General features: G+C 63.6%; 27 protein-coding genes and 1 tRNA gene. 16 read left to right on the top strand and 12 right to left on the bottom strand.

Annotated elements, in window-relative coordinates:
* Window positions 1-4 precede the first annotated feature (4 nt).
* A tRNA-Ser gene (locus JY451_14265) sits at window positions 5-94 on the bottom strand.
* A gap of 139 nt (window positions 95-233) precedes the next feature.
* On the opposite strand from JY451_14265, the gene JY451_14260 reads away from it, so the two are divergent.
* The 11 genes from JY451_14260 to mazG all read left to right on the top strand — a co-directional run bounded on the left by JY451_14260 (window position 234) and on the right by mazG (window position 10,203).
* Window positions 234-1,094: a hypothetical protein gene (locus tag JY451_14260; protein ID QZH74797.1), complete on the top strand. Its 861-nt coding sequence runs from the start codon at window positions 234-236 to the stop codon at window positions 1,092-1,094.
* A 99-nt stretch (window positions 1,095-1,193) separates the two neighbouring features.
* Window positions 1,194-2,225 carry a lytic murein transglycosylase gene (locus JY451_14255; GenBank protein ID QZH74796.1) on the top strand — a complete coding sequence of 344 codons (1,032 nt, stop codon included), beginning with the start codon at window positions 1,194-1,196 and terminating at the stop codon, window positions 2,223-2,225.
* The gene (locus JY451_14250) at window positions 2,209-3,252 is read left to right on the top strand and encodes an SPOR domain-containing protein (GenBank protein QZH74795.1); all 1,044 of its coding nucleotides are present in this window, start codon (window positions 2,209-2,211) and stop codon (window positions 3,250-3,252) included. Before JY451_14255 ends, JY451_14250 begins: the two co-directional genes overlap by 17 nt.
* A gap of 61 nt (window positions 3,253-3,313) precedes the next feature.
* The gene (locus JY451_14245; GenBank protein ID QZH76744.1) at window positions 3,314-4,438 is read left to right on the top strand and encodes a D-alanyl-D-alanine carboxypeptidase; all 1,125 of its coding nucleotides are present in this window, start codon (window positions 3,314-3,316) and stop codon (window positions 4,436-4,438) included.
* On the top strand, window positions 4,435-5,061 hold the full coding sequence (gene tmk, locus JY451_14240) for a dTMP kinase (GenBank protein QZH76743.1): 627 nt from the start codon (window positions 4,435-4,437) through the stop codon (window positions 5,059-5,061). Before JY451_14245 ends, tmk begins: the two co-directional genes overlap by 4 nt.
* Window positions 5,058-6,017 (top strand): DNA polymerase III subunit delta', encoded by a 960-nt coding sequence (locus JY451_14235; protein ID QZH74794.1) that lies wholly within the window; start codon window positions 5,058-5,060, stop codon window positions 6,015-6,017. The genes tmk and JY451_14235 overlap by 4 nt, the downstream gene beginning before the upstream one ends.
* 11 nt (window positions 6,018-6,028) lie before the next feature.
* Window positions 6,029-7,597: a methionine--tRNA ligase gene (locus JY451_14230; protein ID QZH74793.1), complete on the top strand. Its 1,569-nt coding sequence runs from the start codon at window positions 6,029-6,031 to the stop codon at window positions 7,595-7,597.
* On the top strand, window positions 7,597-8,373 hold the full coding sequence (locus JY451_14225) for a TatD family hydrolase (GenBank protein QZH74792.1): 777 nt from the start codon (window positions 7,597-7,599) through the stop codon (window positions 8,371-8,373). Before JY451_14230 ends, JY451_14225 begins: the two co-directional genes overlap by 1 nt.
* Window positions 8,370-9,137 (top strand): MBL fold metallo-hydrolase, encoded by a 768-nt coding sequence (locus JY451_14220; protein ID QZH74791.1) that lies wholly within the window; start codon window positions 8,370-8,372, stop codon window positions 9,135-9,137. Before JY451_14225 ends, JY451_14220 begins: the two co-directional genes overlap by 4 nt.
* A complete protein-coding gene (locus tag JY451_14215; GenBank protein QZH74790.1) occupies window positions 9,112-9,324 on the top strand; it encodes a hypothetical protein in 213 nt (70 codons plus the stop codon). Before JY451_14220 ends, JY451_14215 begins: the two co-directional genes overlap by 26 nt.
* 117 nt (window positions 9,325-9,441) lie before the next feature.
* Window positions 9,442-10,203, top strand: a complete 762-nt coding sequence (gene mazG / locus JY451_14210; GenBank protein QZH74789.1) for a nucleoside triphosphate pyrophosphohydrolase — start codon at window positions 9,442-9,444, stop codon at window positions 10,201-10,203.
* Here mazG and JY451_14205 read toward each other — a convergent pair.
* The 8 genes from JY451_14205 to dusB all read right to left on the bottom strand — a co-directional run bounded on the left by JY451_14205 (window position 10,200) and on the right by dusB (window position 20,319).
* A complete protein-coding gene (locus tag JY451_14205; GenBank protein ID QZH74788.1) occupies window positions 10,200-10,949 on the bottom strand; it encodes a hypothetical protein in 750 nt (249 codons plus the stop codon). The two genes, mazG and JY451_14205, sit on opposite strands and share 4 nt — an antisense overlap.
* 32 nt (window positions 10,950-10,981) lie before the next feature.
* A complete protein-coding gene (gene hflX / locus JY451_14200) occupies window positions 10,982-12,307 on the bottom strand; it encodes a GTPase HflX (GenBank protein ID QZH76742.1) in 1,326 nt (441 codons plus the stop codon).
* Window positions 12,307-12,933 carry an RNA chaperone Hfq gene (gene hfq / locus JY451_14195; protein QZH74787.1) on the bottom strand — a complete coding sequence of 209 codons (627 nt, stop codon included), beginning with the start codon at window positions 12,931-12,933 and terminating at the stop codon, window positions 12,307-12,309. Before hfq ends, hflX begins: the two co-directional genes overlap by 1 nt.
* Window positions 12,934-13,089: 156 nt before the next feature.
* On the bottom strand, window positions 13,090-14,475 hold the full coding sequence (locus JY451_14190) for a sigma-54-dependent Fis family transcriptional regulator (protein QZH74786.1): 1,386 nt from the start codon (window positions 14,473-14,475) through the stop codon (window positions 13,090-13,092).
* Window positions 14,476-14,495: 20 nt separating this feature from the next.
* Window positions 14,496-16,661 (bottom strand): HAMP domain-containing protein, encoded by a 2,166-nt coding sequence (locus JY451_14185; protein ID QZH76741.1) that lies wholly within the window; start codon window positions 16,659-16,661, stop codon window positions 14,496-14,498.
* Between the two features lie 145 nt (window positions 16,662-16,806).
* Window positions 16,807-18,216, bottom strand: coding sequence for a sigma-54-dependent Fis family transcriptional regulator (locus JY451_14180; GenBank protein ID QZH74785.1), 1,410 nt, complete (start codon window positions 18,214-18,216; stop codon window positions 16,807-16,809).
* Window positions 18,217-18,235: 19 nt separating this feature from the next.
* Window positions 18,236-19,237 (bottom strand): PAS domain-containing sensor histidine kinase, encoded by a 1,002-nt coding sequence (locus JY451_14175; GenBank protein QZH76740.1) that lies wholly within the window; start codon window positions 19,235-19,237, stop codon window positions 18,236-18,238.
* Window positions 19,238-19,302: 65 nt separating this feature from the next.
* A complete protein-coding gene (gene dusB / locus JY451_14170) occupies window positions 19,303-20,319 on the bottom strand; it encodes a tRNA dihydrouridine synthase DusB (GenBank protein QZH74784.1) in 1,017 nt (338 codons plus the stop codon).
* A 74-nt stretch (window positions 20,320-20,393) separates the two neighbouring features.
* Between dusB and JY451_14165 the strand changes: the two genes are divergently transcribed.
* Together JY451_14165 and JY451_14160 are read left to right on the top strand one after the other, a co-directional pair.
* A complete protein-coding gene (locus JY451_14165; GenBank protein ID QZH74783.1) occupies window positions 20,394-21,569 on the top strand; it encodes a bifunctional 2-C-methyl-D-erythritol 4-phosphate cytidylyltransferase/2-C-methyl-D-erythritol 2,4-cyclodiphosphate synthase in 1,176 nt (391 codons plus the stop codon).
* Window positions 21,566-22,063: a CinA family protein gene (locus JY451_14160; protein QZH74782.1), complete on the top strand. Its 498-nt coding sequence runs from the start codon at window positions 21,566-21,568 to the stop codon at window positions 22,061-22,063. The genes JY451_14165 and JY451_14160 overlap by 4 nt, the downstream gene beginning before the upstream one ends.
* Here the strand turns inward: JY451_14160 and JY451_14155 are convergent.
* Together JY451_14155 and lipA are read right to left on the bottom strand one after the other, a co-directional pair.
* Window positions 22,024-22,485 (bottom strand): type II toxin-antitoxin system RatA family toxin, encoded by a 462-nt coding sequence (locus JY451_14155; GenBank protein QZH74781.1) that lies wholly within the window; start codon window positions 22,483-22,485, stop codon window positions 22,024-22,026. The genes JY451_14160 and JY451_14155 overlap by 40 nt on opposite strands.
* Window positions 22,486-22,496: 11 nt before the next feature.
* Window positions 22,497-23,438, bottom strand: coding sequence for a lipoyl synthase (gene lipA, locus JY451_14150; protein ID QZH74780.1), 942 nt, complete (start codon window positions 23,436-23,438; stop codon window positions 22,497-22,499).
* A gap of 95 nt (window positions 23,439-23,533) precedes the next feature.
* Between lipA and JY451_14145 the strand changes: the two genes are divergently transcribed.
* The 3 genes from JY451_14145 to JY451_14135 all read left to right on the top strand — a co-directional run bounded on the left by JY451_14145 (window position 23,534) and on the right by JY451_14135 (window position 26,189).
* Window positions 23,534-24,169, top strand: a complete 636-nt coding sequence (locus JY451_14145; protein QZH74779.1) for a carbonic anhydrase — start codon at window positions 23,534-23,536, stop codon at window positions 24,167-24,169.
* 192 nt (window positions 24,170-24,361) lie between these two features.
* The gene (locus JY451_14140) at window positions 24,362-25,096 is read left to right on the top strand and encodes an NYN domain-containing protein (GenBank protein ID QZH74778.1); all 735 of its coding nucleotides are present in this window, start codon (window positions 24,362-24,364) and stop codon (window positions 25,094-25,096) included.
* Between the two features lie 283 nt (window positions 25,097-25,379).
* The gene (locus JY451_14135) at window positions 25,380-26,189 is read left to right on the top strand and encodes a DUF1206 domain-containing protein (GenBank protein QZH74777.1); all 810 of its coding nucleotides are present in this window, start codon (window positions 25,380-25,382) and stop codon (window positions 26,187-26,189) included.
* Here JY451_14135 and JY451_14130 read toward each other — a convergent pair whose 3' ends face one another.
* On the bottom strand, window positions 26,190-26,684 hold the full coding sequence (locus tag JY451_14130) for a hypothetical protein (protein ID QZH74776.1): 495 nt from the start codon (window positions 26,682-26,684) through the stop codon (window positions 26,190-26,192).
* Window positions 26,685-26,687: the final 3 nt, after the last annotated feature.

Here is a 26,687-nt window from a genome sequence, read left to right as displayed (position 1 = left end):
CCGCTGGCGGACAGGGTGGGATTCGAACCCACGGTAGATTTGCACCTACGGCGGTTTTCAAGACCGCTGCCTTAAACCACTCGGCCACCTGTCCGCACTAGCAAAGCGCCGTTAGCGCCTCAGAATCGAAATGTCACCAACCCCGTGACAGCGGCCCAGCCACGCGCTAGGAATCTCTTTGACAATGTCCGGACGCACTCCGGCACGCCATTCTGGAGAGGATCGCAACCATCATGAACCGCAAATTCTGCGCCCTGCTTGCCGCCGCCGCTACACTCGCCACTGCCACCCCCGCGCTTGCCCAGGGTTCCTGCACCCGCGAGCATTTGCAGGGCATGGCGGACGATTGGGTGGAGGCCATCGAAGCGGGCACCATGATGCGGATGCAACTGGGCGAGTGGGTCGATTATAACGAGAATTTCCAGCGCTCCTCGCTCGGCAGTTTCATGGATCGTCCGCGTGAAGTGAACTGGCATATGATCTTGCTCGATACCACCACCTGCCGGGTGTTCGTCGAAGCGGTGATGCTCGATCCCGAACGCCCGATCGTCACCGCCACCCAATTCGGCAGCGGGTTCTTCGGAGTCGGGCCGTTCGACAATATCCTCACCGATGCGGGCGACTGGCTATTTGATGCCAATGCCACCTACGAATATGCCCGGCGCGAAGACTGGAGCGATATCCCCGAAGGCGAGCGCGCCTCTCGCGAGGAACTGATCGCGGCAGCCGATGCATATCTCGACCTCTTCAACGACCCCACGGTGGAAGTGCCCTGGGGCGAGCCCTGCGCACGGCTCGAAGGCGGGGTTTATACCGGGCGCGGACTGCCCACCGACAGTTGCAATGTCGGGGTGCCGCAGGGCGTGCAGCTGGTCAACCGTCGCTACATTGTCGATCCGGTGAAGGGCGCGGTAAACGTGTTCCTCGAATTCGGCGAGAATGCCCTGCCGGACAGCCACACGTTCCGCGTCGAAAACGGTCGCTTGCGCTACATCCACACCGTCACCGCCTGCGAAACCGACAACTGCGGTTTCCGCCCGTTCGCGGAAATGCTGGCGGAGAATCCGGAGATGCAGCCGCCCTACGCCGATTGATCGCAGCCACAGGTCTGTTCGCCGCAGCAAGGAGTCACCCGGTCGCATGGGGTGAAAACAGGGATTTGCGGCGCGGGCGGCTTGGCATAGGGTAGAGCCATGAACCGCGCTCCCTTCCGCCACTTCGGCCTCGTTATCGCCGCCTGCCTGCTGACTGCCACTCCCGTGGCGGCGCAGGATCAGTCCTTCTCCAGCTATCTCGACAGCGTGGCCGTGCAGGCGCGCGCCGAAGGGGTGAGCCAGGCAACGATCAGCCGCGTGTTCGGCGATCTGACGCCAAACAACCGCGTGCTCGAACTGGACCGCGATAACGTCTCTTCCAGCGGCAGCAACACCTCGACCGGGTTCCCGTCGATGGCGGCCTATCTGGCGCGACACAACACCCAGGCGCGCATCAACGGCGGGGTACGGACCCTCTCGCGACTCGGCCCGCTCGCAGCGCAAGTAGAGCGCGAATACGGGGTTCCGGCGGAAATCATCGTTGCCATCTGGGGCCACGAGACGAGCTACGGCGCGGTGATGGGCAGTTTCGACCTGCCGCGCAGCCTTGCCACGCTGGCGTGGGATGGTCGGCGGCGGGCGCTGTTCGAGCGGGAACTAATCGACGTGCTCAAGATGATGGACCAGGGCGTGGCGCGCAGCCAACTGGTCGGAAGCTGGGCAGGGGCCTTCGGTAACGGCCAGTTCCTCCCCAGCGTTTACCTGCGCCTCGCCGTGGACGGAGACGGGGACGGGGATCGAGACATCTGGAACTCCGACGCCGATACCCTTGCTTCGATTGGCAATTATTTCCGCGATGCAGGCTGGCGGACCGGCCAGCCATGGGCCGTTCGCGCCTATGTGCCCAATTCGGCGGATCGCTCCGGCATTGAAAGCCCGACTACGTCGCCGGTCTGTCCGCGCGTCCACGAACGCCATAGCCGTTGGCTGACGGTGCGCGAATGGCGCGCGCGCGGCGTGGAACCGATGGCTCCGATCGGCGACGATGTGATGGCGGCGCTGTTCGAACCCGATGGCCCGGCCGCGCCCGGATATCTCTTAACTCAGAATTATAGGGTTATCCTCGAATATAACTGCTCGAATTACTACGCCATGAGTGTGGGGTTGCTTGCAGATGAGATTGCCCGATGACGTTCGCCCAGCCGCCTTTGGCCGCGGCCTGTTAACCCTTTCCGTTGTCGCTGGCCTGTCGGCTTGCGGCACTTTGGGCGGCGGTTCAGGAGGCTCAGACCTCGCAAGTGCCAGCAGCGCTCCCACGCCCATCGGCCAGCGCGCCAATGCGCCGCGCGCCGATTACCCGGCTACGGTGGGCGATCCCTACTTCGTGGGCGAAGTCGAATACGTCCCTTCCGATACGCTGAATTACGATCACGTCGGCTACCTGGCGGTTGATGCAGGGGCCATGGGCTACAGCGGCGCGCACCACACGCTGCCAGTACCAAGCTATGTCGAAGTGACATCGCTGGAAAGCGGGCGCACCGTGCTGGTGCGGCTGGAACGGCGCGGACCGATGGATTCGAACCACCTGCTCGCCTTATCCCCCGCAGCGCTGGCGCAACTGGGCGCAACTGCCGAGACTCCAGTGCGGGTACGCCGGGTCAATCCGCCCGAGGAACACCGCTATCTGCTGCGCGCGGGCGAACCGGCGCCGCTGCGGATGGATACGCCTGCCTCCTTGCTCACGGTGCTGCAACGGCGCTTACCTGCAAGCGGAGCGGCTCCGCTCCAGCCTGCTGCGCCCGCGCCTCTCGCCGAACCGGATAGCGGAATCGAGACCATCGAACTCGCGGCATCCGAAGCGGCGCAGTCGCCCGCGCCCGTTGTTGAGCCAGCACCCGCCGCCGCCACAGTTGCCGCAAACCGCGCCTTGCCTCCGGAACTTCCGGCGCTTGACGGTACGTCGGAGGCAGAAGTCATCGCACCATCCGTAGCTGTCGCACCCGTTGCCGAGGGCAGTTTCCACGTTCAGGCCGCCAGTTTCTCGACCATGGAACGCGCCGAAGCCGCTGCCGAAACGCTGGGCGGATCGGTCAGTCCTTCAGGCCGCTACTTCCGCGTCCGCACCGGGCCGTTCACCACCCGTGGAGAAGCCGAAGCCTCGCTCGCCAATGTCCGCCGCGCAGGCTATAGCGACGCCCGAATCCTGACCAGCGGCTGACCGGCTTTTCCGACTGTCCGTCGCCTCAAGCAGCGGAGTAGGTGTGAGGCAGTTTGCAGCGATGGCCGTAGCGGCTCTGGCAATCGCCGCACCTGCCAGCAGCCTCGCCGCGCCTGTTCCGCAAGACATTCCCGTCGCGCTGCTGGTCGATATCACCAGCGGGCAGGTGCTCTACGCGCGGGAGGCGCAGCGCCGCTTCATGCCTGCGTCGGTCACCAAGGTGATGACCGCCTACACCGCTTTCCGGCTGGTGGATGCGGGCGACCTGCGGCTCGATATGCCCTACCTCTACAGTCAGGCGCTGGAGGATCAGTGGTACAACGAAGGCTCCACGATGTTCCTCCGCGCGGGCGAACGACCCACGGTGGCGCAGTTGTTGCTGGGCATCACCACCGTATCGGGCAACGATGCCAGCGCCGCGCTGGCCGAGGCGGCAACGGGATCGCAAGCCGAATGGCTGGAGCTGATGAACGCCAACGCCCGCGATCTGGGGATGTATGACACGCATTTCGGATCGCCCAACGGCTTTCCCGATGGTGGGCAGACCTACACCACCGCGCAGGATCTGGTGCTGCTGGCCGAGGCGCTGACCGAGCACTATGCTGCGCTGTACCGCCGCTTCTTCGGCAGGCGCGCGCTGGCCTGGGGCGGCTATACGCAGCAAAACCACGATCCGGTGACCGGGCGCGTCGCGGGCGCGGACGGGATCAAGACCGGCTATACCAACGAGGCGGGCTTTACCTTCCTTGGATCTGCCGAACGGGACGGAAGGCGGCTGGCGATGGTGTTGGCAGGCGCACCCTCGGGGTCGATGCGCGATGCGGCCGCGCGCGCCATGCTCGAATGGGGTTTCGCCGGATTTGCCCGGCAGACCTTGCTCGAACGCGGGACGCTGGTGGGTACCGCGCGGGTGCAGGACGGGGCAGACAGCGAGGTCGGACTGCGGCTAGCGGAGGATTTCACCGTCGCCCTGCCGCCTGGCGCGGGTGCCGATCGCTGGCAGGTCGATCTGGTGTACAGCGGCCCGATCGAGGCACCGATTGCGGCGGGTGATCCTGTTGCCCGCCTGCGGCTGACGCTGGACGGTGAAGTGGTGCTGGAAACGCCGCTTGAAGCCGCTATGGACGTTCCGCGTGCCAATCCCTTCCAGCGCGTGGGCAATGCCTTCCGGACTTGGTTATCGTGACGCGCGGGCGGTTCATCACCTTCGAGGGCGGAGAAGGGGTGGGCAAAAGCACCCAAGCGCGGATGCTCGCGGAGGCGCTACGGGCGCGTGGGCTTGAGGTGCTGCTGACCCGCGAACCGGGGGGAACGCCGGGGGCCGAGGCGATCCGGGCGCTGCTGCTGGACAAGCAATACGACTGGGATGCACCTGCCGAAGCGCTGCTGTTCGCCGCTGCGCGCGCCGACCATGTCGATCACGCCATTCGCCCGGCGCTGGAACGCGGTGAATGGGTGGTGTGCGACCGGTTCGTCGATTCCTCGCGTGCTTATCAGGCGGGGGGAGGGGGCCTGTCGGATGAGGCGATATTGTCGCTGCACTCAATCGGCTCGCGCAGCCTGCTGCCCGACCTCACGATCCTGCTCCAAGCCGACAGCGCGGCAGTGGCGCGGCGGCTTGCCGAGCGCGACGGCGATAATGCCGACCGCATCGGCAGCCGCTCCGCCGATTATCACGCCCGCGTGGCACAGCGGTTCCGCGATCTTGCCGCGATGGACCCGGCGCGTTTCTTGCTGGTCGATGCCGATGGAACGCCTGAGCAGGTCCATGCCCGCGTCCTTAGCAGTCTGCCGGAAGCGGACGCGTGAGCAGCTACATCGGCCATGACCTCGCCTGGTCACAATGGCGCGATGCCATGGCGGGCGAGCGGATGCACCACGGCTGGATTCTCTCGGGCCGCCGGGGAGTGGGCAAGTCCGCCTTTGCCCTCGCCGCAGCGCGCGAACTCGTGGCAGAACCCGGCGTGCCACAGCCGACGGGGGATCACGCCGATATCCTCTACCTCACCCATGGGCCGAAGGACGACAAGGAAGAAAAGAAGCGCCAGGACGGCAAGCCTTTCGAACTGGCCCGCAACATCAAGATCAAGCAGATCCGCGATCTCCAGCGGCGGTTGACGACCCGCCCTACGCTTGGTGCGCGCAGGGCGGTCATTATCGATCCTGCCGATGATTTGGAGTCCGGCGCGTCCAACGCGCTGCTGAAAAGCCTCGAAGAACCGCCGCAGGGCACTTTCTTCCTGCTCGTCGCGCACCGGATCGGGCGGTTGCTGCCGACGATCCGCTCACGCTGCCGGGTGCTGCATTTCCCGCGCGTGTCCGACGCCGACATGGATGCGGTGCTGGCGCGCGAATCGCCGCAAGCCAGCGCCGAAATGCGCGCCGCAGCCATCGCCGCGGCCAGCGGTTCACCCGGCGCAGCGATCGATTTCGTCGAACTCGATCTGGGCAAGGTTCACGGCGCGATGCAGGCGATTGCCGATCACGGTGACCCTGACTTCACCCTGCGCAGCCGGCTCGCCAGCGCGATGGGGACCCGCCCGAACCGCGAAAAACAGCTCGCCGCCATTGAACTGGCCCGCGCAGTCGTGACGGCGCGGATGCACGGCGTTACCCCGGCGCAGATCCCGCAGCTGGTTGAAACGCACAGCGCACTGGTACGACTGGCCGGGCAGGCGCCCACCGCCAATTTCGACGCCGGACTGCTGGTGCTGGAAGTCGGCACGCTGCTCAGCAGTGTTGCGGCATCCAAGGGCGCGCACTAGGGACAGCAGCAATGGCTGATCCCTTCTATCTCACCACGGCGATTCACTATCCCAATGGCAGGCCGCATATCGGCCACGCCTATGAAACCATCGCCGCCGATGTCCTCGCCCGCTTCCACCGGCAGATGGGGCGCGAAGTGCGCTTCCAGACCGGTACCGACGAGCACGGCCTGAAGATGGCGCAGAAGGCGCGCGATCTGGGCACGACTCCTCGCGCACTCGCGGACGAGATGTCGGGATATTTCCGTGAGCTGTTCGATGCTCTGGACATTTCCTATGATCGCTTCATCCGCACCAGCGAAGACGAGCATCACCGCGCCAGCCAGGCAATCTGGAAAGCGATGGAAGCCAATGGTGACCTCTATCTGGATCGCTACGAAGGCTGGTACTCGATCCGCGACGAGGCCTATTACGACGAAAGCGAATTGGTCGCGGGCGAGGGTGGGGAGAAACTCTCCCCGCAAGGCACTCCGGTAGAATGGACGGTCGAGGAAAGCTGGTTCTTCCGCCTCTCGGCCTATCAGGACAAGCTGCTGGCGCTCTATGCCGAGCAGCCCCACTTCATCCGCCCCGAAAGCCGCCGCAATGAAGTGCTGCGCTTTGTCGAAGGCGGCCTGCGCGATCTTTCGGTCAGCCGCACCAGCTTCGACTGGGGTGTCAAGGTGCCGGGGGCCGAGGACCACGTGATGTACGTGTGGGTCGATGCGCTCACCAACTACCTCACCGGGCTGGGCTATCCCGATGCCACCGAAAACATGGCGAAGTTCTGGCCGGCGGACCTGCACCTGATTGGCAAGGACATCACCCGGTTCCACACCGTCTACTGGCCGGCCTTCCTTATGAGTGCGGGAATTTCCCTGCCCAAGCAGGTGTTCGCCCACGGCTTCCTGCTCAATCGCGGGCAGAAAGAATCGAAGTCGGTCGGCAATGTCACCGATCCCGGCGAACTGGCCTCGCTCTATGGCGTGGACGTGCTGCGATATTTCCTGCTCCGCGAATTCAGCTTCGGGCAGGATGGCAGCTATTCGCGCGAAGCCATTGTAAGCCGTAATAATTCCGAACTGGCGAACAGTTTCGGCAATCTGGCCCAGCGCACGCTCTCGCAGGTGTTCAAGAACTGCGAGGGCTATCTGCCCGCCATTTCCGGCCACACCGAGGCAGACGCCGCGCTGTTCGATCACGTCGACCGGGTGGTCCGTCACGAAATGCCCGCCGATTACAGCGATCTCGCCTTTGCCCAGGCGCTGGAAGCGTGGATGGGCGCAGTCTTCGCCTGCAACGCCTATATCGATTCCGAAGCACCATGGGCGCTGAAGAAAACCGATACCGAGCGGATGCAGACCGTGCTGGCCACGCTCTACATCTGTATCGCGCACCTTGCGGTGGCGGTGATCCCGGTGATGCCGGGCTCGATGGCGAAGCTGCTCGATGCGATGGGGATTGCCCCCGAACTGCGCACGCCTGAAGCGATCGGCTCGCACTGGTATTCGCCGCTGGCCGAGAGTGACTACCAGATTGCGCAGCCACAAGGCTTGTTCCCGCGGCTCGAATTGCCCGAGGTCGAGGAAGCGGCGGGCTGATGCTGATCGACAGCCATTGCCACCTCAATTACGCCGGGCTTGCCGAGCGGCAGGACGAAGTGCTCGCCAATGCGCGCGCCGCCGGGGTGCGCGGTTTTCTTAACATCTCGACCCGCGAAAGCGAATGGGGCGATGTCGTCGCCACGGCGGAGCGGGAAAGCGATGTCTGGGCCACCGTCGGCATCCACCCGCACGAGGCCGACAAGCACGCTGACCTGGGGCGCGAAGTGCTGCTGGAGGCGAGCCGCCATCCGCGCGTGATCGGACTGGGGGAAAGCGGGCTCGATTACTATTACGACAAGTCGGACCGGCAGGTGCAGCAGGCACTGTTCCGCATGCACATGGGGGTGGCGCGGGAGACCGGATTGCCGCTGGTGATCCACACCCGCGATGCCGATGCCGATACCGGCGATATCCTGGCCGAAGAGATGGGGAAGGGCGCCTTCCCTGCGCTGATCCATTGCTTCACTGCGTCGCCGGAATTCGGGCGGCGCGTGCTCGATCTGGGGCTGACGATCTCGATTTCGGGAATAGTCACCTTCAAAAATGCCACCCAACTACAGGAATTCACGAGAGAAATTCCTGGGGATCGCCTGCTGGTGGAAACCGACAGCCCCTTCCTCGCTCCGGTGCCGCATCGGGGCAGGAAGTGCGAACCGGCCTATGTTCGCGACACCGCGCAATTCGTCGCCAACCTGCGCGGGACGAGCGTGGAAGCACTGGGCGAGACGACCTCAGCGAATTTTTTCCGCCTGTTTGGAAAGGCCGCGACGTGAAACTGCTGGTGCTCGGTTGCGGCACCTCGACCGGAGTTCCGCGGATCGGCAACGACTGGGGGGAATGCGATCCCTACAATCCGAAGAACCGCCGCACCCGCGTTTCGATCATCGTCGAGAGCAATGCGGGATCGCGGCTGCTGGTCGATACGTCGCCCGACCTGCGCCAGCAATTGCTCGACAACAATGTGGCCAAAATCGACGGCGTTTTCTGGACCCACGATCACGCCGATCACTGCCACGGGATCGACGATTTGCGGCCGCTGCGGTTCGGGCGGCAGGCGGGAATTCCCGGTTTTGCCTCCGTCGAAACGGTGCGCCGGCTGCGGAATCGCTTTTCCTACGTGTTCACCGGCCAGTTCGGTTATCCCAACATTGTCGAGCTCAATACGCTGGATACTTTACGCATCCACGCAGGGTTCGGGGTGGAGACGATGGAAATGCCGCACGGGCCGATCCACACCACGGCCTATCGATTCGAGGCGGACGGTAAATCAATTGGTTATGCCACGGACTTCAGCGAATTGACCGATGAGATGGTGAATTTCTTCACCGATGTCGACGTGCTCGTTAGCGATTGTCTGCGTCGCGAGCCGCATCCCACCCATGCCAGCCTGCCGATTGCGCTGGAGTTTGCAGAGCGCACGAATGCCGGGGTGACCGTGCTTTCACATCTCGACAAGAGCATGGACTATGTGACGTTGGGTCTGGAAGTTCCTGCCAATGTGTTGGTCGGCTATGACGGCATGGAACTGGCGGCGTGAGGAGCACAGGCTGATGGGGTTTGGCGAGACGCAGTGGATTTCGATTGTTGCTTTGGCTGGCTGGCTGATCCTTGTGCTGGGTAGCTATCGCTCTTACCAGGTCAATGCCTCGCAGACGATCCGGATGGCACTGATCTGGGGCGCAGTGTTTGCGGGAGTGGCCTTCGTGTTCAGTCTTATCGTGTAATTTCAACGACACGGGAGCCTCGAAGGCCTCTCCATACTGTTCTCCATTTAACATAATATATATTATCATTTTCAAGGATCGTCCTTAGGACTGGCACCGCCACACCGCTCCCCTGCCATGACAGAACAACTCGACCGCCTTCTTGCCATCATGGCCCGCCTGCGCGATCCGCAGCACGGTTGCGAATGGGACCTCGCGCAAAACTTCGCGACGATCGCGCCGTACACGCTCGAAGAAGCCTACGAAGTCGCCGACGCCATCGAGCGTGCCGACATGGGCGACCTGCGCGGAGAACTTGGCGACCTGTTGCTCCAGGTCGTGTTCCACGCGCGCATGGCCGAGGAAGCCGGCCATTTTGCCTTCTCGGACGTGGCCCGGGCGATCAGCGACAAGATGGAAGCACGCCACCCGCACATTTTCGGTGACGAAGGCGGCGTGATGGACGGCGCGCGTTGGGAAGATCTCAAGGCTGCCGAGCGTCAATCCGAAGGCGCACGAAGTGCGATGGATGGCGTCGCCCGCGCGCTCCCGGCCTTGCTGCGTGCCGAAAAGCTGCAAAAGCGCGCCGCGCGCGACGGGTTTGACTGGCCCGATGTCCAGGGCCCGGCGGACAAGCTAACCGAGGAGATGCAGGAGCTGCGCGAAGCTCCTGCCGAGAAGCAATTCGAGGAAGCGGGCGATCTGCTCTTCGCTGCGGTCAATCTGGTGCGGGCGTACGGTATAGCGCCCGAGGATGCCCTTCGCGCTGCGAATGCCAAGTTCGAGCGGCGTTACCGCGCGATGGAAAGTCTGGCAGCGGCGGATGGCAAGGACTTTGCCGCGCTGTCGCTCGACGATCAGGAAGCCTATTGGCTGAAGGTCAAGCGCGGCGAAGGCTAACCGATCGCGTTTCGCCAGGCATCGCCTGCTGGCGCCTGGCGTTCGATCTGCGGCACCGCCACCCGCGCTTCCGGATCGAGCGCGACACCCAGAAAATCCGCAACCTGCCCCATTGCACCCGGCGGATCGGCAACCGCGTCTTCATACCACAGCACCAGCGGCACAATGCGAAGCGCGGCGAACATCTGAGCCCACGCACCTTCCTGCTCGTCCACCAGCGCCAGCGCGCGATCGAGAGCGGCTTGCGAGAATTGCGGCTCCGCCGCGCCAAGGCGCTCCTGTTCCTTGCGCCACACGCCCGAAAGCATGGCGCGAGCGTATGAAATGGCGTGGGCGGTGCGGTCACGGCGGCGGAGCTGCACCACCCTCGCCCCGCCCGGTGCGCCGAGCACGGTGCGCATCACTTCCCCCGTCAAAGCGGAATTGACCTGCTGCAAATGCTCCATCTGCAACGGAAACGCCTTGAGCCCGAACACCCCGTTGGACGATGTGCGATGCGCCAGCGCCCGCCGCCACAGCGCGCGCTGCGCAGCAGGATCAGCCTCCGCGAAACCCTGCGGCCCGGCTGGTTCGAAATTGCAGTATTCCAGCGGCGCGCCCAAGCATCCGCTTTCCCACAACAGGTGGCTGACAAAGGTGCTGCCGGTGCGCGGCACGGTCGCCAGCAGCCACGGCAGGGCAGGTGCGTCATGCGATTGCGGAAAGTCGAATTTCGCCTCGTATCCTGTCTCGATGCCGTCGATCATTACGTCAGGCTGGCCTGCAACGCCTGTGAAGGTCAAGCGTCAAGCATCTCGTAACGGCCGAATTCCTTATCGGTCAACCGCACGTCGACGCGCCGCAACGGGCCATGTTCGTCGGCACCCGCCTCTTCCTCGCCGATCACTTCGCCATGCGCGTGGAGCCAGGCAATTCGCGCACCGTCGCTCGCAGGTACAACGATCGAATGAGTGCGTGCGCCCTTGGTCAGCAGGGTGCCCAGGCTCTCCCGCAGCGCCTCGATCCCTTCGCCGGTGATCGCCGAAATCGGAAGCACGGAATCATCCACCGCGGCAATCCCGGCCAGCTCCTCGCGGGCATCGGCATCGAGCAGGTCCCACTTGTTCCACACCTCGATCACCGGGGCGTCCACCCCCTGCCCCGCTTCGTCGACCACGCCAAGTTCGTGCAGCACCGCCAGCACCTGCTTTTTCTGCTGCGCAGTATCGGGATTGGCGATATCGCGCACGTGCAGCACGACATCGGCGGCGGTCACTTCCTCCAGCGTGGCGCGAAAGGCGGCGACTAGCTGGGTCGGCAGGTCGGAAATGAACCCGACGGTGTCAGAGAGGATCGCCTTGTCCACCCCTGGCAAGCCGATTGCCCGCATGGTCGGATCAAGCGTAGCGAAGAGCAGGTCTTCCGCCATCACATCTGCGCCCGTCATCCGGTTGAAAAGCGTGGATTTCCCCGCATTGGTGTAGCCCACCAGCGCGATCACCGGCCACGGTGCCCTGCCCCGCCTCTTCCGGTGCAATTCGCGGGTCTTGCGCACCTGTTCCAGCTCACGGCGCAATTTGGCCATGCGATCGCGGATCAGGCGGCGGTCGGCCTCGATCTGGGTCTCGCCCGGACCACCAAGAAAGCCGAAGCCACCGCGCTGCCGCTCAAGGTGGGTCCAGCTTCGGACGAGCCGGCTCTGTTGGTAATCGAGATGTGCCAGTTCGACCTGCAACCGACCTTCGGCCGTTACTGCGCGTTCCCCGAAGATTTCGAGGATCAGGCCGGTCCGGTCGATTACTTTACGGCCGATCTTGGTTTCCAGATTGCGCTGCTGGATCGGCGACAAGGCGCCATCGATGATGACCAGCTCGGCCTCATACAGTTCGCAATCGGTGGTGATGCGCTGCACCTGACCTTCACCGAATAGCGTGTTCGGGCGCTTGTCGCGAATGGGGATGATGTAGCTTTCAGCCACGACAATGCCGATGGCGAGCGCGAGCCCCCTCGCCTCCTCCAGCCGGGCCTCGGGGTCTTCCCCGCTGCGCTTGCCGCGAATATCCGGGCACACCACGAGGGCCCGCGCGCCGCGCGTTACCTCGCCTTCGATGTCGCTATCGACAATCAGTTGCTGTCACCTTCAATTGGACGTTCTTCATCTTCATCTTCATCATCCTCGCCGAAGCCATCGTCCGTCAGGTCGACATGGGTGGCGGGCTGGATGGTGGAAACAGCGTGCTTGTATGCCAGTTGCACATAGCCATCGCGTTCCAGCAGCATGCAGAACAGGTCGTAGGCGGCAATGCGGCCCTGCAGCATCACGCCGTTGACGAGGAACATCGTCACCTGCACCCCGGCATCGCGCACCCGGCTGAGGAAAATATCCTGCAAAAGCCGCTGCTTGCCGTTGCCATTGAAGCCGGTGTCGAAGCTGTCTGCATCGATGGGGCTGCCCGGCATGATGGTGGAAATCGCATGCTTGTAAACCAGCTGCGATTGCCCGTCCCGCCGCAGCAGGATGGAGAAATTGTCGAACCAGGTAACAATGCCTTGCAGCTTCACGCCCTTGACGAGGAACATCGTTACCGGGGTCTTGTCCCGGCGAAGCTGGTTGAGGAAGAGGTCCTGCAGGTTGCCGCTCTTAGCCACCGCCGATGCAGCCTTTGCAGCCTTCTTGGCAGGCTTGTCGGCCGCGGGCTCGGGCTCCGGCTTGGGAGGACGCGGCTTTGCAGTCAAAGTTCCTTTGGCCATTCAAATGACTCCATGTGTTTTTGGCGAGCCGCCAGAGCGGGCCGCAGTCTGGCCACGTGTGAACCGGAGTTCAGTCGGCAACCGCATACAGTGTGCACGTGCAACATGGCACTTGTAGAAGTAAATTTGAAGACACGGAAATGGTTCCGGCCCGAATTATTCCTTTTCGTCTTCGTCGGCGCGATCGGTCATGCCCAGCAGTTTGAGTTTCCGGTGCAGGGCGGAGCGTTCCATGCCGATGAATCCCGCAGTCTTGGAGATATTGCCCGAGAAACGGCGGATCTGGATGCGGAGGTATTCGCGTTCAAAGCTCTCCCGCGCCTCTCGCAGCGGCACGCCCATGAGGCTCGACATGCCCGAGCCGCCTTCGCCCGATCCGCCAGTTATTTCCTCCGGCAGCATCCCCGGCGTGATCGTGGCGAACTTCTCGCGCGGGGCCAGGATTACCGTGCGTTCGATGACGTTGCGGAACTGGCGGACGTTGCCCGGCCAGTCATAGGCCTGCAACGCGGCCATTGCTTCAGCGGTTATCGTGGGCGGAGTAAGCCCCTGTTCGCGCGCATAACGGGTAAAGAAATGCTCGGCCAGCGCCGGGATATCGTCGCGCCGATCGGCCAGTTGCGGGATCGCGATGGGCACCACGTTGAGGCGGTAGAACAGGTCCTCGCGAAACCGGCGCTCGGCGATTTCGCCCAGCAGGTCCTTGGCGGTGGAGGAGACCACCCGTACGTCCACCCGCACCTGCCGGTTGCCACCCACCCGCACGAAGCTCTGCTCGGTCAGCACCCGCAAGATACGCGCCTGGGTGTTTTCCGGCATATCCGCCACTTCATCGAGATAGAGAGTGCCTCCGTCTGCCAGTTCGAGCAGGCCGGGCCGCACCAGCCTGCCCTCAGCCTCCTCGCCGAACAGCTCGTTCTCGAATTTCTCGGGGGTAATGCGGGCGGAATTGACCGTGACGAAGGCCTTGTCCGCGCGCGGGCTCCAGGCGTGGAGCAGCCGTGCCGCGACTTCCTTGCCCGCGCCCGCGGGACCGTTGATCAGCACCCGGCTGCCGGTATTGGCGACCCGCTTCAGCGTGGCACGCACCTGGTTGATGACCGAGGAATTGCCGGTGAATTCGTCGGGTGACGCCATGCCTTCACGTAACCGCTCGTTCTCGCGCCGCAGCCGCTCGGTCTCGGTCGCACGCTCGACAAGGTGGAGCAGCTTGCCCGCCTCGAACGGCTTTTCGATGAAGTCCATCGCCCCGCGGCTGACGGCGGAGACGGCGGTATCGATATTGCCGTGGCCGGAAAAGATGATGACCGGAAGCCCCGGCTCGCGCGCCTTGATCGCATCGAGCACTTCCAGCCCGTCACGCGGGGAGCCGTGGAGCCAGACATCGAGCAGGACGAGGCTTGGTCGGCGTTCATCGACCATGGCCAGCGCGGTCTCGCTATCCCCGGCGGTGCGGCATTCGTAGCCCTCGTCGCTCAGCACGCCGGCCACGAGATCGCGGATATCCCGCTCGTCATCGACTACGAGGATGTCCAGAGCCATTCAGTATGTCCTTCCGGTATTCATTCGGGGGTGTCGGTGTAATCGTGGTTTAAATCGGCGGGATCGGGGGCGAGATCGGCAGGGTGCATGGCGAAGCGCAGCGACACGCGGGTGCCGCCTTCGGGCAGGCTGGTGAAGGTGAGTTCGCCGCCGTGCTCCTCGACGATCTTCTTGACGATGGCGAGGCCGAGCCCGGTGCCCTTTTCGCGCGTCGTGACATAGGGCTCGATGATGTTGACACCGGACTGCGGGAGGCCAACCCCGTTGTCGCTGACATCAACCTGGATGAACTCGCCGTCCACCCGGACCCGGACCGAAATCCGCGCGCGCCAATCGATCGGCGCATCTTTCCTTCGGGTTTCAGTCGCTTCGGCGGCATTCTTGAGGACATTGGTCATCGCCTGCCCGAACTGGTGTCGGTCACATTCGATGGGCGGGACCTTGTCGTCGGTAGCGAAGGCGTAGGTGATCTCCGGGTGCGCGACCTCTTGCAGGAACAGCGACTGACGCACCAGATCGACCGCATCCTCGTTGCGGAACAAGGGCTTGGGCAGGCGGGCGAAGCTCGAGAACTCGTCCACCATCTTGCGCAGTTCGCCGACCTGCCGGATGATCGTACCAGTCAGCTCGTCGAACAGCTCGACATCCTTCTCGATCTGCTTGCCGTAACGCCGCTTGATCCTTTCAGTGGCGAGCTGGATCGGGGTGAGCGGGTTCTTGATTTCATGCGCGATCCGCCGCGCAACGTCGGACCAGGCGGCCTGCCGCTGATCGAGCAACTGGCGGGTGATATCCTCGAAGGTGATGACCATGCCTTCGGTTGCGGGCGCAAGCTGCACCGCCAGCGTCAGCAATTCGCCACCGCGCTGGTACTGGATGATTTCGCTAAGCGATCCTTCGTCCACCAGCTTGGCCAGTTCGGGGACTACGTCCGCCAGTTGTTGTCCCACGATTGCCGAATCGGGCTTTTCCAGCAGCAATTGCTGCGCGGAACTGTTGATGAGCAGGATGCGCCCTTCCCCGTCGAGCGAGACGATTCCAGCAGTAATCGATTCGAGCACCGCCTCGATAAAGGCGCGGCGTTCGGCGAGCTGGTGGTTGGCGCCTTTGAGCGCATCGGTCTGCCGTTCGATCTGCGCGGTCATGCGGTTGAAGGCGCGGTTGAGCAGGCCGATTTCATCCTGCCCGGTGCGTCCCTCCACTCGCATGGCGTAGTTGCCCATGCCGATTTCGCCCGCCGCCTCGGCCAGATCGGCGAGCGGTTTCACTTGCCGGTCGGCAAAGCGCAGAGCCGCATAAACCGCCAAGCCGACGAGCGCGAGGCTGACCATGAACAGCGCGACGTTGAACTGCAATTGCAGCACCCGGGCGCGCTGGGTGAGATCGGCGTAGGAACTGACGACAGTCTGCGCCTGGCCGTATAGGCGGGCCGCATCGGCCTGTGCTTCGCGCGCGACGTAAAGATAGGCATCGGAATCGCGATCAAGCAGCGCAATCCCCTCCACGCGCGTTTGCGACGTGCGCGCAACAAAGGACGTGCCAGTGTCGATGATTTCCATATCTTCCGGCAAGATCCGCACACGCTCGCGATCATCCTGCGGGTCGATAATGGCAACGAGACGGGCATCCCCTTCTTCCGAACGGCGATAGATGGCGCCCTCGCTCAGTTCGCGGGTGTAGAGTTGCTGGAGGAACTGATCCTGAAATTCGGGGCTGGTGACGGGCATGTTTTGCAGCACAAACCGCACATCGACCGCCATTGCCACCGCTTCGCGACCCACCGCTCGTTGGTTCTCGTCGTAATAGCCTTCCGCCAGTTCATTGGCGTTTTCCATGATTCCGCGCGAGCTATCGGAGAACCAGAACTCCACCCCGGACTGGAACAGGACCGAGGCAAAAACCGCCACGAACAGCGTCGGTATCGCTGCGATCAGCGAAAAGAAGAACACCAGATTGACGTGCAGCCGCGCCGTTGTTCCGCCTGCGCGGCGGATCGCCATCCGCCTGCCCCACAGTACCACGATACCCAGCGCCGGGATCAGCGTGCCCAACAGCAGCGCCGCCGCCTGTTCTGACGGCATGAGATTATTGCTATTGGCTCTCGCCGCTATCGTCAGGTAGGCGGTGACGAGCATCGCCACCAATGTCAGGCCGCAGAGGATTTCCAGCCACAGGAAAAGGTTCATCCGGCGCGCAGCCAGTTGCGCCCGCCGCCACCAGCGCGATCTCTTCGCTGCGGTTGTCTCCGCTCCAGGAACTGGCGTGCTGGCCACGTGGCAAGCTTACAACAACAGTGTTGCCCATTTGCAAGTGTTTTCTGGCGGCGTGGTGTCAGCCGTGCGTGAAATGCTCTGGATCGATGCCGAGTTCGCCAAGGCGCTTACGCAGAGTGTTGCGATTGATGCCCAGCATCTGCGCTGCCTTGAGCTGGTTGCCCCCAGTGCGAGAGAGAGCATGGCGGAACACCGGGCGCTCCAGCTCGGCCAGCGCGCCATCGTAGAGTTCACCGTCGGGAAACTCCGTCCGGGCCAGCCACTGCGCGATGGTTTCGGCCAGATCGGTGTGGTCGGCAGGTTGCGTTGTGAAGCCGCGATCATCCAGCAACCCTGCAATCGTCCCGGCATCAATCTCATCTTCGCGCGCCAGGAGGGCCGCGCGATAGATCAGGTTCTGCAATTCGCGGACGTTGCCGCGCCAAAGCTGCTTGTTGAGAAGGCGCGCGGCATCTCCAGACAAGGTCCGCTGCGGCAGACCTTCCTTCACCGCCCTGGCAAGGAAATGCCGCGCCAGCGGCTCCACGTCCCCTGCCCGCTCACGCAGCGGCGGCAATTTGATCGGCACCACGTTGAGGCGGTAATAGAGGTCCTCGCGGAACCGCCCGTCGGCGATCAGCGGCGCCAGATCGCGGTTGGTCGCAGCCACGATGCGAACATTCACTTCGATCTCCTCGTTCCCGCCCACCCGGCGAATGCGCCCCGATTGCAGCGCCCGCAGCAGCCGGGTCTGCGCCTCGGCAGGCATGTCGCCGATTTCGTCGAGGAACAGCGTGCCGCCGTTGGCCTGTTCGAACTTGCCAATATTGCGCGCGGTGGCCCCGGTGAAGGCCCCCTTCTCGTGCCCGAACAGTTCGCTTTCGATCAGCTCGCGCGGGATCGCGGCGGTATTGACCGCCACAAAGGGGCCGGTCTTGCGGCTGCCGAGCTGGTGGATCGCTTCCGCCACCAGTTCCTTGCCCGTCCCGCTTTCGCCCAGCACCAATACAGTGAGATCGTTGCGCAGCACGCGGGTGATGAGGCGATAGACCTCCTGCATCGGCTGGCTGCGGCCGATCAGCGGCAGGCCTTCGGGCTGATCCTCGGGCGCAATGCCCTTGATACCGTGCGAATCCGCCGCCTGCCGCGCCGCGCGCACCACTTCGTCCAGATCGAACGGCTTGGGAAAATACTCGAACGCCCCGCCATCGGTGGCGCGCACGGCGGTATCGAGGGTGTTCTGCGCCGAGAGAATAATCACCGGCATATCGGGATATTTCTGCCGCACCTCACCCAGAGTGGCGATCCCGTCCCCGTCGGTGAGCATGACGTCAGTCAGCATGACGTCATAGTCCGCAGCCGCCAGAGCGGCATCGCGCCCCGCCACGCTGTCGCGCACCGCCACGCTGAAGCCGTCGTCTTCCAGCCCGGCGACGATCACGGTGACGATGGCATTGTCGTCCTCGACCAGCAAAGCCTTGCGGCCCATGCCTCTTGTCCTCTCTCTTTTATCGCGAGACCGGCAGATGCACGCGGAAATGCGTCCATCCGCCAGTCTCGTCGCGTTCGTGGCCCACGCGCCCGTCCATGTCGCGCACCAGCTTCTGCACCAGTGCCAGGCCCAGCCCCTGCCCCTGTGGCTTGCTGGAGACGAAGGGTTCGAAAATGTGTTCGCCCAGCGCCGGATCAATGCCGCTGCCGTTGTCGCTCACCGTCACCTCGATCGGAAGCTTCACTGGGCGCCCCAATCGCATCACGTTCATTACCAATCCGCTGACGAAGCGGGTGCGGATCGTCACCTGCGGGGCGACATTGTCCATCGCTGCATCACGCGCATTGCCGAGCAGGTTGACGAGCACCTGCACCAGCGCCCCCTCATTGGCGAGCACCGGGGGCAGCGAGGGATCGAACTCCTCGCGCCATGCCACCGCTTGTTCGCTGGTCAGCTTCACCGTCTCGATTGCGCGGCGAATCGCCTGGTGGAGGTTGACCGGGGAAACCGGCTCGGACCGTTCGCGGCCCAACCGCTGCATCCGGTCAATAAGTTGGGCAATCCGGTCCACTTCGTCGGTGATCAGCGTAGTGAGCCGTTGCTCGTTCTCGCCCGCCTTGCGCGCCACCAGTTGCGCCGCTCCGCGTATCGCGGCGAGAGGATTTTTGATCTCGTGTGCCAATACGGCGGGGCCGCGCAGCGCCGGGCGGCGTTCCTGTTCCTCGAACCGCTCGCCCTGGCTGGCATCGGACAAGGTAACGATCCGCCACCCGGGATGGGTGACGATGGTGGAAACCGTGAGATTGAGGCGCAGGCGGCGCTCCCCCACCTGCACATCGAGCCCGCGCGCAACCAGTTGCGCTTCGGGCTCATCAAGCACCTGCGTCACCCGGTCCTGCGTCAGTTCCATCACATCGAGCAGGCTGCGACCGGCAAGGCGCGAAGCACTTGCTCCCAGCAAGACTTCGGCAGCGGGATTGGCTTCGGCAATGGCGAGATCGGGGCCAAGCAGCAGCATGGCAAAACTCAGCCCGGCGATCTGTTCGCGCGGGCCGGGAACGCCGGCGGGAATGTCCGATGGCGTCACGCGGCGCGGCGGATCAGGAAGGGTTCGTAGAACCGCTCCAGTTCACCCAGCACTGCCTGCGCATCGTCGATGAAGTTCACCTTCTGGCGGAATTCGGCGCTGCCGTGCAGCCCCTTGGTGTACCAACCGAGGTGCTTGCGGGCGATTTTCACCCCGACACCCTGCCCGTAATGCTCCAGCATGGCGGCATAGTGTTCGACGATGGTCTCGTACTGCTCGGCCAGCGGCGGGGTTTCCAGCATCTCGCCCGTACGCCACCAGTGCATCACCTGCCCCAGCAGCCACGGCTTGCCGTAGGCTCCGCGCCCGATCATCAGCCCGTCCGCGCCCGATTGCTCCAGCGCCATGGCGGCATCGGCGACGCTGCAAATATCGCCGTTGACGATCACCGGGATCTGCACCGCCGCCTTCACCTTGCGCACAAAGGACCAGTCGGCGCTGCCCTTGTACATCTGGTTGCGGGTGCGCCCGTGGACCGTGACCAGCTTCACGCCCAGGTCCTCGGCGATATGCGCCATTTCAGGGGCATTGAGGCTGTCATGATCCCAACCCATCCGCATCTTGACGGTGACGGGGACGTTGACGGCCTTCACCGTCGCTTCCATCAGCTTGCGCGCTAGCGGCACCTCGCGCATCAGCGCGCTGCCGGCGAACTGGCCGACCACCTTGCGCACCGGGCAACCGAAATTGATGTCGATGATCGCTGCACCCTGGTCCTGGCTTAGCCGGGCGGCGTCGGCCATGCTGGCAGGATCGCAGCCGACAAGCTGCATGGAGACCGGGTCCTCGCTTTGGTGCCAGCGCGCCTTTTGGATCGACTGGCGCGTTTCACGGATCGCCGCTTCGCTGGCAATCATCTCGGTGACATTGAGTCCGGAGCCATAGCGGCGCACCAGTTGGCGGAACGGCATATCCGTCACCCCGGTCATCGGGGCGAGCACGACCGGGCAATCGACCTGCACCGGGCCGATGGCGATGGGCGTGACGGGGGGAGGAACTGGGGCGCTGGTCATTGGTCTGCCTAAAATATGGGCAGGCGCATAGTGGATTGCGAGGGGCGGCTCAAGCGGGTAGCGCGCGAAGCCCGATGCCCGATGCTCCCGCGCCTCTCCCCCCATTCGCCGCCGTGGTCGTTGCGGCGGGCAAAGGCCTGCGCGCGGGGCAGCCATTGCCCAAGCAGTTTGCCCTGTGGCGGGGCAAGCCGGTGCTGCGGCATTCAGTAGAGGCCTTCGCGGCTGCGGGGGCGGCTCCGCTGGTGGTGATGATTCCAGATGGCGCGGACGCTGTGGCGCGCGACGCGCTGGCAGGTATCGAAGATATATCTCTGATAACAGGTGGTGAAACCCGGCAGGACAGCGTAAGGCTGGGGCTGGAGTTTTTCGCGAACACCGGTCCGGCCAACGTGCTGATTCACGATGCCGCCCGCCCCGATCTGCCCCGCGAGGTGATCGCGCGATTGCTTGGCGCTTTGCAGCAATCTCCCGGCGCAATCCCCGTCCTCCCGGTGGTGGACAGTATGATCCGCGCCGAGGGTGCCCTGATGGCAGGCGATGCGCAGCGCGAGACCCTGCGCCGGGTGCAGACCCCGCAGGCGTTTCACTTTGGCGAGATCCTCGCCGCGCACCGTGCGTGGGAAGGCCCAACCGCTGCCGGGGACGACGCGCAAGTGCTTCGCGCCGCTGGTCATGAGGTCGCGCTGGTCTCCGGCGACGAACGGCTGCGCAAACTCACTTTCGCGGAGGATTTCATGGACCGGCCCACCCCTCCCCCGCCCGCGATCCGCGTCGGCAGCGGTTACGATGTCCATCGCCTGGCCGAAGGCGAGGAATTGTGGCTGTGCGGCCTCAGGATCGAACACGACAAGGGACTCGCAGGGCATTCCGACGCCGATGTCGGCATTCACGCGCTGGTCGATGCGATTCTCGGCGCCTGTGGGCAAGGCGATATCGGCCAGCATTTCCCGCCGTCCGATCCGCAATGGCGCGGTGCGGCTTCGTCGGCTTTCCTCGAACACGCGGCCAAGCTGGCAAGACAGGCAGGCTGGGCCATCGGCAATGTCGATCTCACCCTGATCTGCGAAGCCCCGAAAATCGGTCCGCACCGGGACGCCATGCGCGCGCGGCTTGCCGAACTGCTGGGGGTGGGCCTAGACTGCGTCAGCGTAAAGGCCACCACCACCGAACGGCTCGGCTTCACCGGCCGCGGCGAAGGCATTGCTGCCCAGGCCGTGGCCACCCTTTCAGCAATAGCAGGCCCGAAATGAGTGATTCCAACCTCCCCGCCGATATTGTCGCCCTCGCCCAGCGGGTGGTCGACGAGAACGTCGCCGCCGGTCGCAAGATTGTGCTGGCGGAAAGCTGCACCGGCGGGCTGGTCGCCGCCGCGCTGACCGAGATTCCCGGCAGTTCGGAGGTTCTCGATCGTGCTTTCGTGACCTATTCCAACGCGGCCAAGCAGGCCGATCTGGGCGTGCCGCTCGATATTATCGACGCCTTCGGCGCGGTCTCGATCGCCTGCGCTTTCGAAATGGCCAAGGGTGCACTGCAACGCAGCCAGGCCGATGTCGCGGTGGCGGTCAGCGGTATTGCCGGACCGGGCGGCGGCACCGATCTGAAGCCCGTTGGCACGGTTGTTTTCGCCCGTGCCATTCGCGGCGAGGAACAGCCCGAAGCCGACGAACGCCTGTTTGCGGGCGAGAGCCGCGCCGGGGTGCGCCGTCAGGCGGTGCTCTGCGCGCTGGAACTGCTGCTGCCGTAAAGGTCTGCCGCCCGCGCTTCGAAGGCGGAGACCATCTTGCGGAAAGCGCGGTCGATGTATTGACCTGCCAGTGCTTCGAACATCATGTTCTTGAACGTGAAATCGACGCTGAATTCGATGTCGCAGCACTGTTCCCCGCAATTGCGGAAGGTCCAGTTGTTGTCGAGATCGCGCAGCGGCCCATCGACATAGTGCACATTGATAGAGTCCGGGCGGTGCTTCACCACCTTGGAGGTGAACTTCTCCCGCAGCGCCTTGAACCCCACCAGCATGTCGGCGGTCATCTCGCTGTCGCTGTCATGTCGCACCCGCGTGGCAACGACCCAGGGCAGGAATTCCGGATAGCGATCGACATCGGCCACAAGGTCGAACATCTGCTCTGCGCTGTAGGGGAGCCGCCGGGTTTCACGGATCGCGGGCATCAGGTCAGGTCCTAATTTGGCCGCTTGGCCAGCTTTGCTTCGCGCGCGGCGCGCATCTGCGCGAAATCATCGCCCGCGTGATAGCTGGAACGGGTCAGCGGAGTGGCTGCCACCTGCAGGAAGCCCTTCGCCCTCGCGATTGCGCCGTAGGCATCGAACGCCTTGGGCGGGACGAATTCCTCAACCGCCGCATGCTTGGGCGTCGGGCGCAGGTACTGGCCCATCGTCATGAAATCGACGTCCGCACAGCGCATGTCGTCCATCACCTGGTGCACTTCGAGCCGCTGCTCGCCCAGCCCCAGCATGATGCCGGACTTGGTGAAGATCATCGGATCGTGATGCTTCACTTCCTCCAGTAGCCGCAGCGAGGCGTAGTAGCGCGCGCCGGGGCGGATAGTCGGATAGAGCCGTGGCACGGTTTCGAGATTGTGGTTGTAAACGTCGGGCCCGGCTTCACAAATCGCCTCCACCGCCGCGCGCATCTTGCCGCGGAAATCGGGAGTGAGGATTTCGATGGTGGTGTTGGGCGTTTCCCGCCGCAGCGCCTTGATGACCTTGACGAATTGGCCCGCCCCGCCATCGGTCAGGTCGTCCCGGTCCACGCTGGTGATGACAATGTGTTCCAGCCCCATCTTGCCTGCCGCGACCGCGACGTTGTCCGGCTCCAGCGGATCGACCAGACGCGGCATCCCGGTCTTGACGTTGCAGAATGCACAGGCGCGGGTGCAGACATCGCCCAGGATCATCACCGTGGCGTGCTTCTTCGTCCAGCATTCGCCGATGTTCGGGCAAGCCGCTTCCTCGCAGACGGTGTTCAGCCCCAGATCGCGCATCAGCCGCCGGGTTTCGTGATAGCCCTTGCTGGTCGGTGCCTTGACTCGAATCCAGTCCGGCTTGCGCTCGCGGAGCGGATTCTGGTTGTCTGGAGCGGGCGCGGAGGAGAGATCGTTCATTGCGTGGCTCACTTAGTGCCCCCACCCTCCCCCGGCAACCCGATTGACCGCCTGCCCCCTTGCGAAATCCGAAAATCCGCGCCAGCGAAGCAGGCATGAAGACATTTGCCGAAATGATCGAAGGCTACGCCCGCTTCCGCGAAGGCGACTGGCATGAGCAGAAGGAACGCTGGGAGCAGCTGCGTGACGGCCAGTCCCCGCAGGTGATGGTAATCGCCTGTTCTGACAGCCGGGTGGACCCGGCACAGATCTTCGATGTCGATCCGGGCGAAATTTTCGTCGTCCGCAACGTCGCGGCGCTGGTGCCGCCCTTCGAAACTTCGCCCGGCCGGCACGGTGTATCCGCCGCGCTCGAATTCGCAGTGCAGTTCCTCAAGGTGCGCGAGATCGTGGTAATGGGGCACGGCATGTGCGGCGGCTGCCAGGCGGCGCTGACGCAAGACCTGCACGGCAACGAGCCGGGCGAAGGTGGCTTCGTGGCGCACTGGATTGATATGCTGGACGAGGTACGCGAACCGATCGCCGCTGAGCTTGGAACAACCGGACGCCCCGCCGAGCGGGCGATGGAGCAGGCAGCGGTGAAAGTGAGCCTCGCCAATCTTCGGACCTTCCCGTGTGTGCAGCACAAGGAAGCGAGCGGAAAGCTCACCCTGCGCGGTGCGTATTTTGCGATCTCGGATGGAATGCTGCACGTTCTTGACGAGGCGTCAGGCGCGTTTAACCCCGCTTGATTTCTATCGGGCTTGCGCTTGGCGCATCAGTCTTCCACACTATTGCGAACGATTCGCGAAAAACCCCTTCCACGCAGAGAGGGGCGGGACTCCATCGGGACTCCTGTCGTGAGCCAGTCCCCCTGACGGACCTGGAGAACCACTGGCAAGCCCCGCCTTGCATTCACCCCACCCCTTCGCCATCACGCTCCCATGCCTGAACCTGCACTCAAGAACATCGCCCTTCTGATCGACGCAGACAACGCCAGCCATGCAGGTATCGATCCTGTGCTGACCGTGCTGGCCGAACTGGGGCAGGTGAATATCCGCCGGGCTTATGGCAATTGGGCCAAGCCCGCACTCAGCAACTGGAACAAGATCACTCACCGCTTCGGCATCCAGCCGATGCAGCAGTTCGATCTGACCAAGGGCAAGAACGCTACCGACATCGCAATGGCCATCGATGCCATCGACCTGCTCAACGCCGGCAAGGTGGACGGCTTCGGGATCATGAGCAGTGACAGCGATTTCACCCCGCTGGTAACGCGGCTGCGACAGGACGGGATGATCGTTTACGGTTTCGGCAGTAGCTACAAGGCACCCGATGCCTTCAAATCGGTATGCACGCGCTTTATCGATGTCGACGCCCTTATCGCCACTGCGGACAGCGATGTCGAAGCTCCCCAGGCCGCGCCGAAAGCGACCGGCACCAAGACGCCGATAGACGATGAAGTGATCGACTTGCTCGGCAGGGCGTGGAAGGCGTCTCGCCGCGATGCGCAGGGCTATGCCAGCCTGGCGGAAGTCGGCAAGATCGCCAACAATCGCTCCAGCTTCGACGTGCGCAACTATGGCTTTGCGCGTCTCTCCGACCTGATCGAGGCCTGCAGCGATAACTTCAAGGTGGAACGGCGCGAGGACGGGGTGTTTGTCAAGCGGCTGAGGTAGGGTCCGCGCGCGCAGGACACTTTCCTACAGCGCAAAAATCCTACAGCGCAAAAATTTGCTGGGTGCGATGGCATGATAGTTCCGCCCGATTCACCGCTGAGCCTTCCTTCACCGCCATCCAGCAGCAGCCGACTTTTGCAGCCGCTCTTGGTGTCATCTTCGTGTCAACTTTCGTCATCCACACGATTGCTCCACACGATTGCCCCACACAATCGCTTAGACACCCAGGCACCAATCGCCCGCTGGGCCGTTCCCCTTGCAACGCAGGAGGAGCAGCAGCGCAATGGTCGATAAGTCGGAGAAATTCAATTGGCTGGTGCGTCTCGGGTACTTCAGCCGGGCCGTCCTCTATTCGGTGTTGGGACTCATCGCGCTTACCAGCGCCGAGCGCATCGCCGAGGGAACCAATGGAATCTTCCAGGCGATCGAAGGCTATCCGGCAGGCACCGCGATCCTGTGGCTGATGGTTGTGGGCCTAACTGCCTATGCGCTGTTTCGCTTCACCTCCACGGCTTTCGATATCGAGAACAATGGCAGTGACACCAAAGGTTGGGCGACCCGGGTCGGCCATGCTGGAAGCGGGATAGGGCATCTGGCGCTGGCGTGGTCTGCCTATCAGTTCGCTTCGACCGCAGGAAACGGCGGCGGGTCGGGCGGCGATGGAGCACAGGAAGCGGCGGCTGGTGTCCTGTCGGTCAATTTCGGCGGAGTCGTGCTGGGCCTGCTCGGCGTGGCGTTTCTGGCCACCGCCCTGTTCCAGTTCAAGAAAGGGATCTCCGGCAGCTTCATGCACCGCATTTCCGGTGCCGCACCCGACGCCACACGTTGGCTTGGAGGCGCGGGATATTGCGCGCGCGGCGTGGTTTACGGTGTGATCGGCTGGTCCCTGTTCAAGGCTGGATTCATGTCGGGCGGATCGCAGCAGGTGAAAACGCTGGGTGATGCCGTGGCGAGCCTGGCGGGAGAGGGCATCGTCTTCACGCTGACCGCTATCGGATTGTTGCTGTTTGGCTTGTTCAGCCTGGTTCTGGCCCGCTATCGGATCATTCCCGATATGAGCCCGAACGGCAAGGTGCCAAGCTTCCGGGCCTGATCAGGCGCCGCAATTGGCAGTTCCGCTGCCGGTGTAGACGACCCTATCGAAGCGATCGTAAAGCCACATAGTCCCTTCGTAGGTGGTATCCTCGATCTCGCCTTCCGCAACAACGTCCTCAACCGCTAGCCGGAGCGAGTATTCCCGACCATTGTAGAGGGTGCGCGACTTGGCCGGCAATTCACGCGATCCAGGGTCAGCGGCGAAGCGGACCATCTCACCGTCAATCTTCATGTAAGCATCGGTTTCCCGCGCAATCGCCCGTACCCCCATGCTGGTTCCAGGCGCGTATGAACAGGAAAGGCCGAGCAGGTCGTTGGCTTCCATGTCGGAATAGCCGATCACTTCGGGGAGGATCTCTTCCAGCGGACTGGCTGTGGCATTCGCCTCGCGCACCCGCTCTGCGATCGCTTCGTTCCGGGCGCGCTCCTCTTCCTCGGAAACGGTTTCACCGCATCCGGCCAGCAGCAACGCGGCAAGGAGTGCAGCAGTCAAAGG

Source organism: Erythrobacter sp. (assembly GCA_019739335.1).
Classification (GTDB): domain Bacteria; phylum Pseudomonadota; class Alphaproteobacteria; order Sphingomonadales; family Sphingomonadaceae; genus Alteraurantiacibacter.
This window is presented reverse-complemented; position numbering and strand designations above follow the sequence as displayed.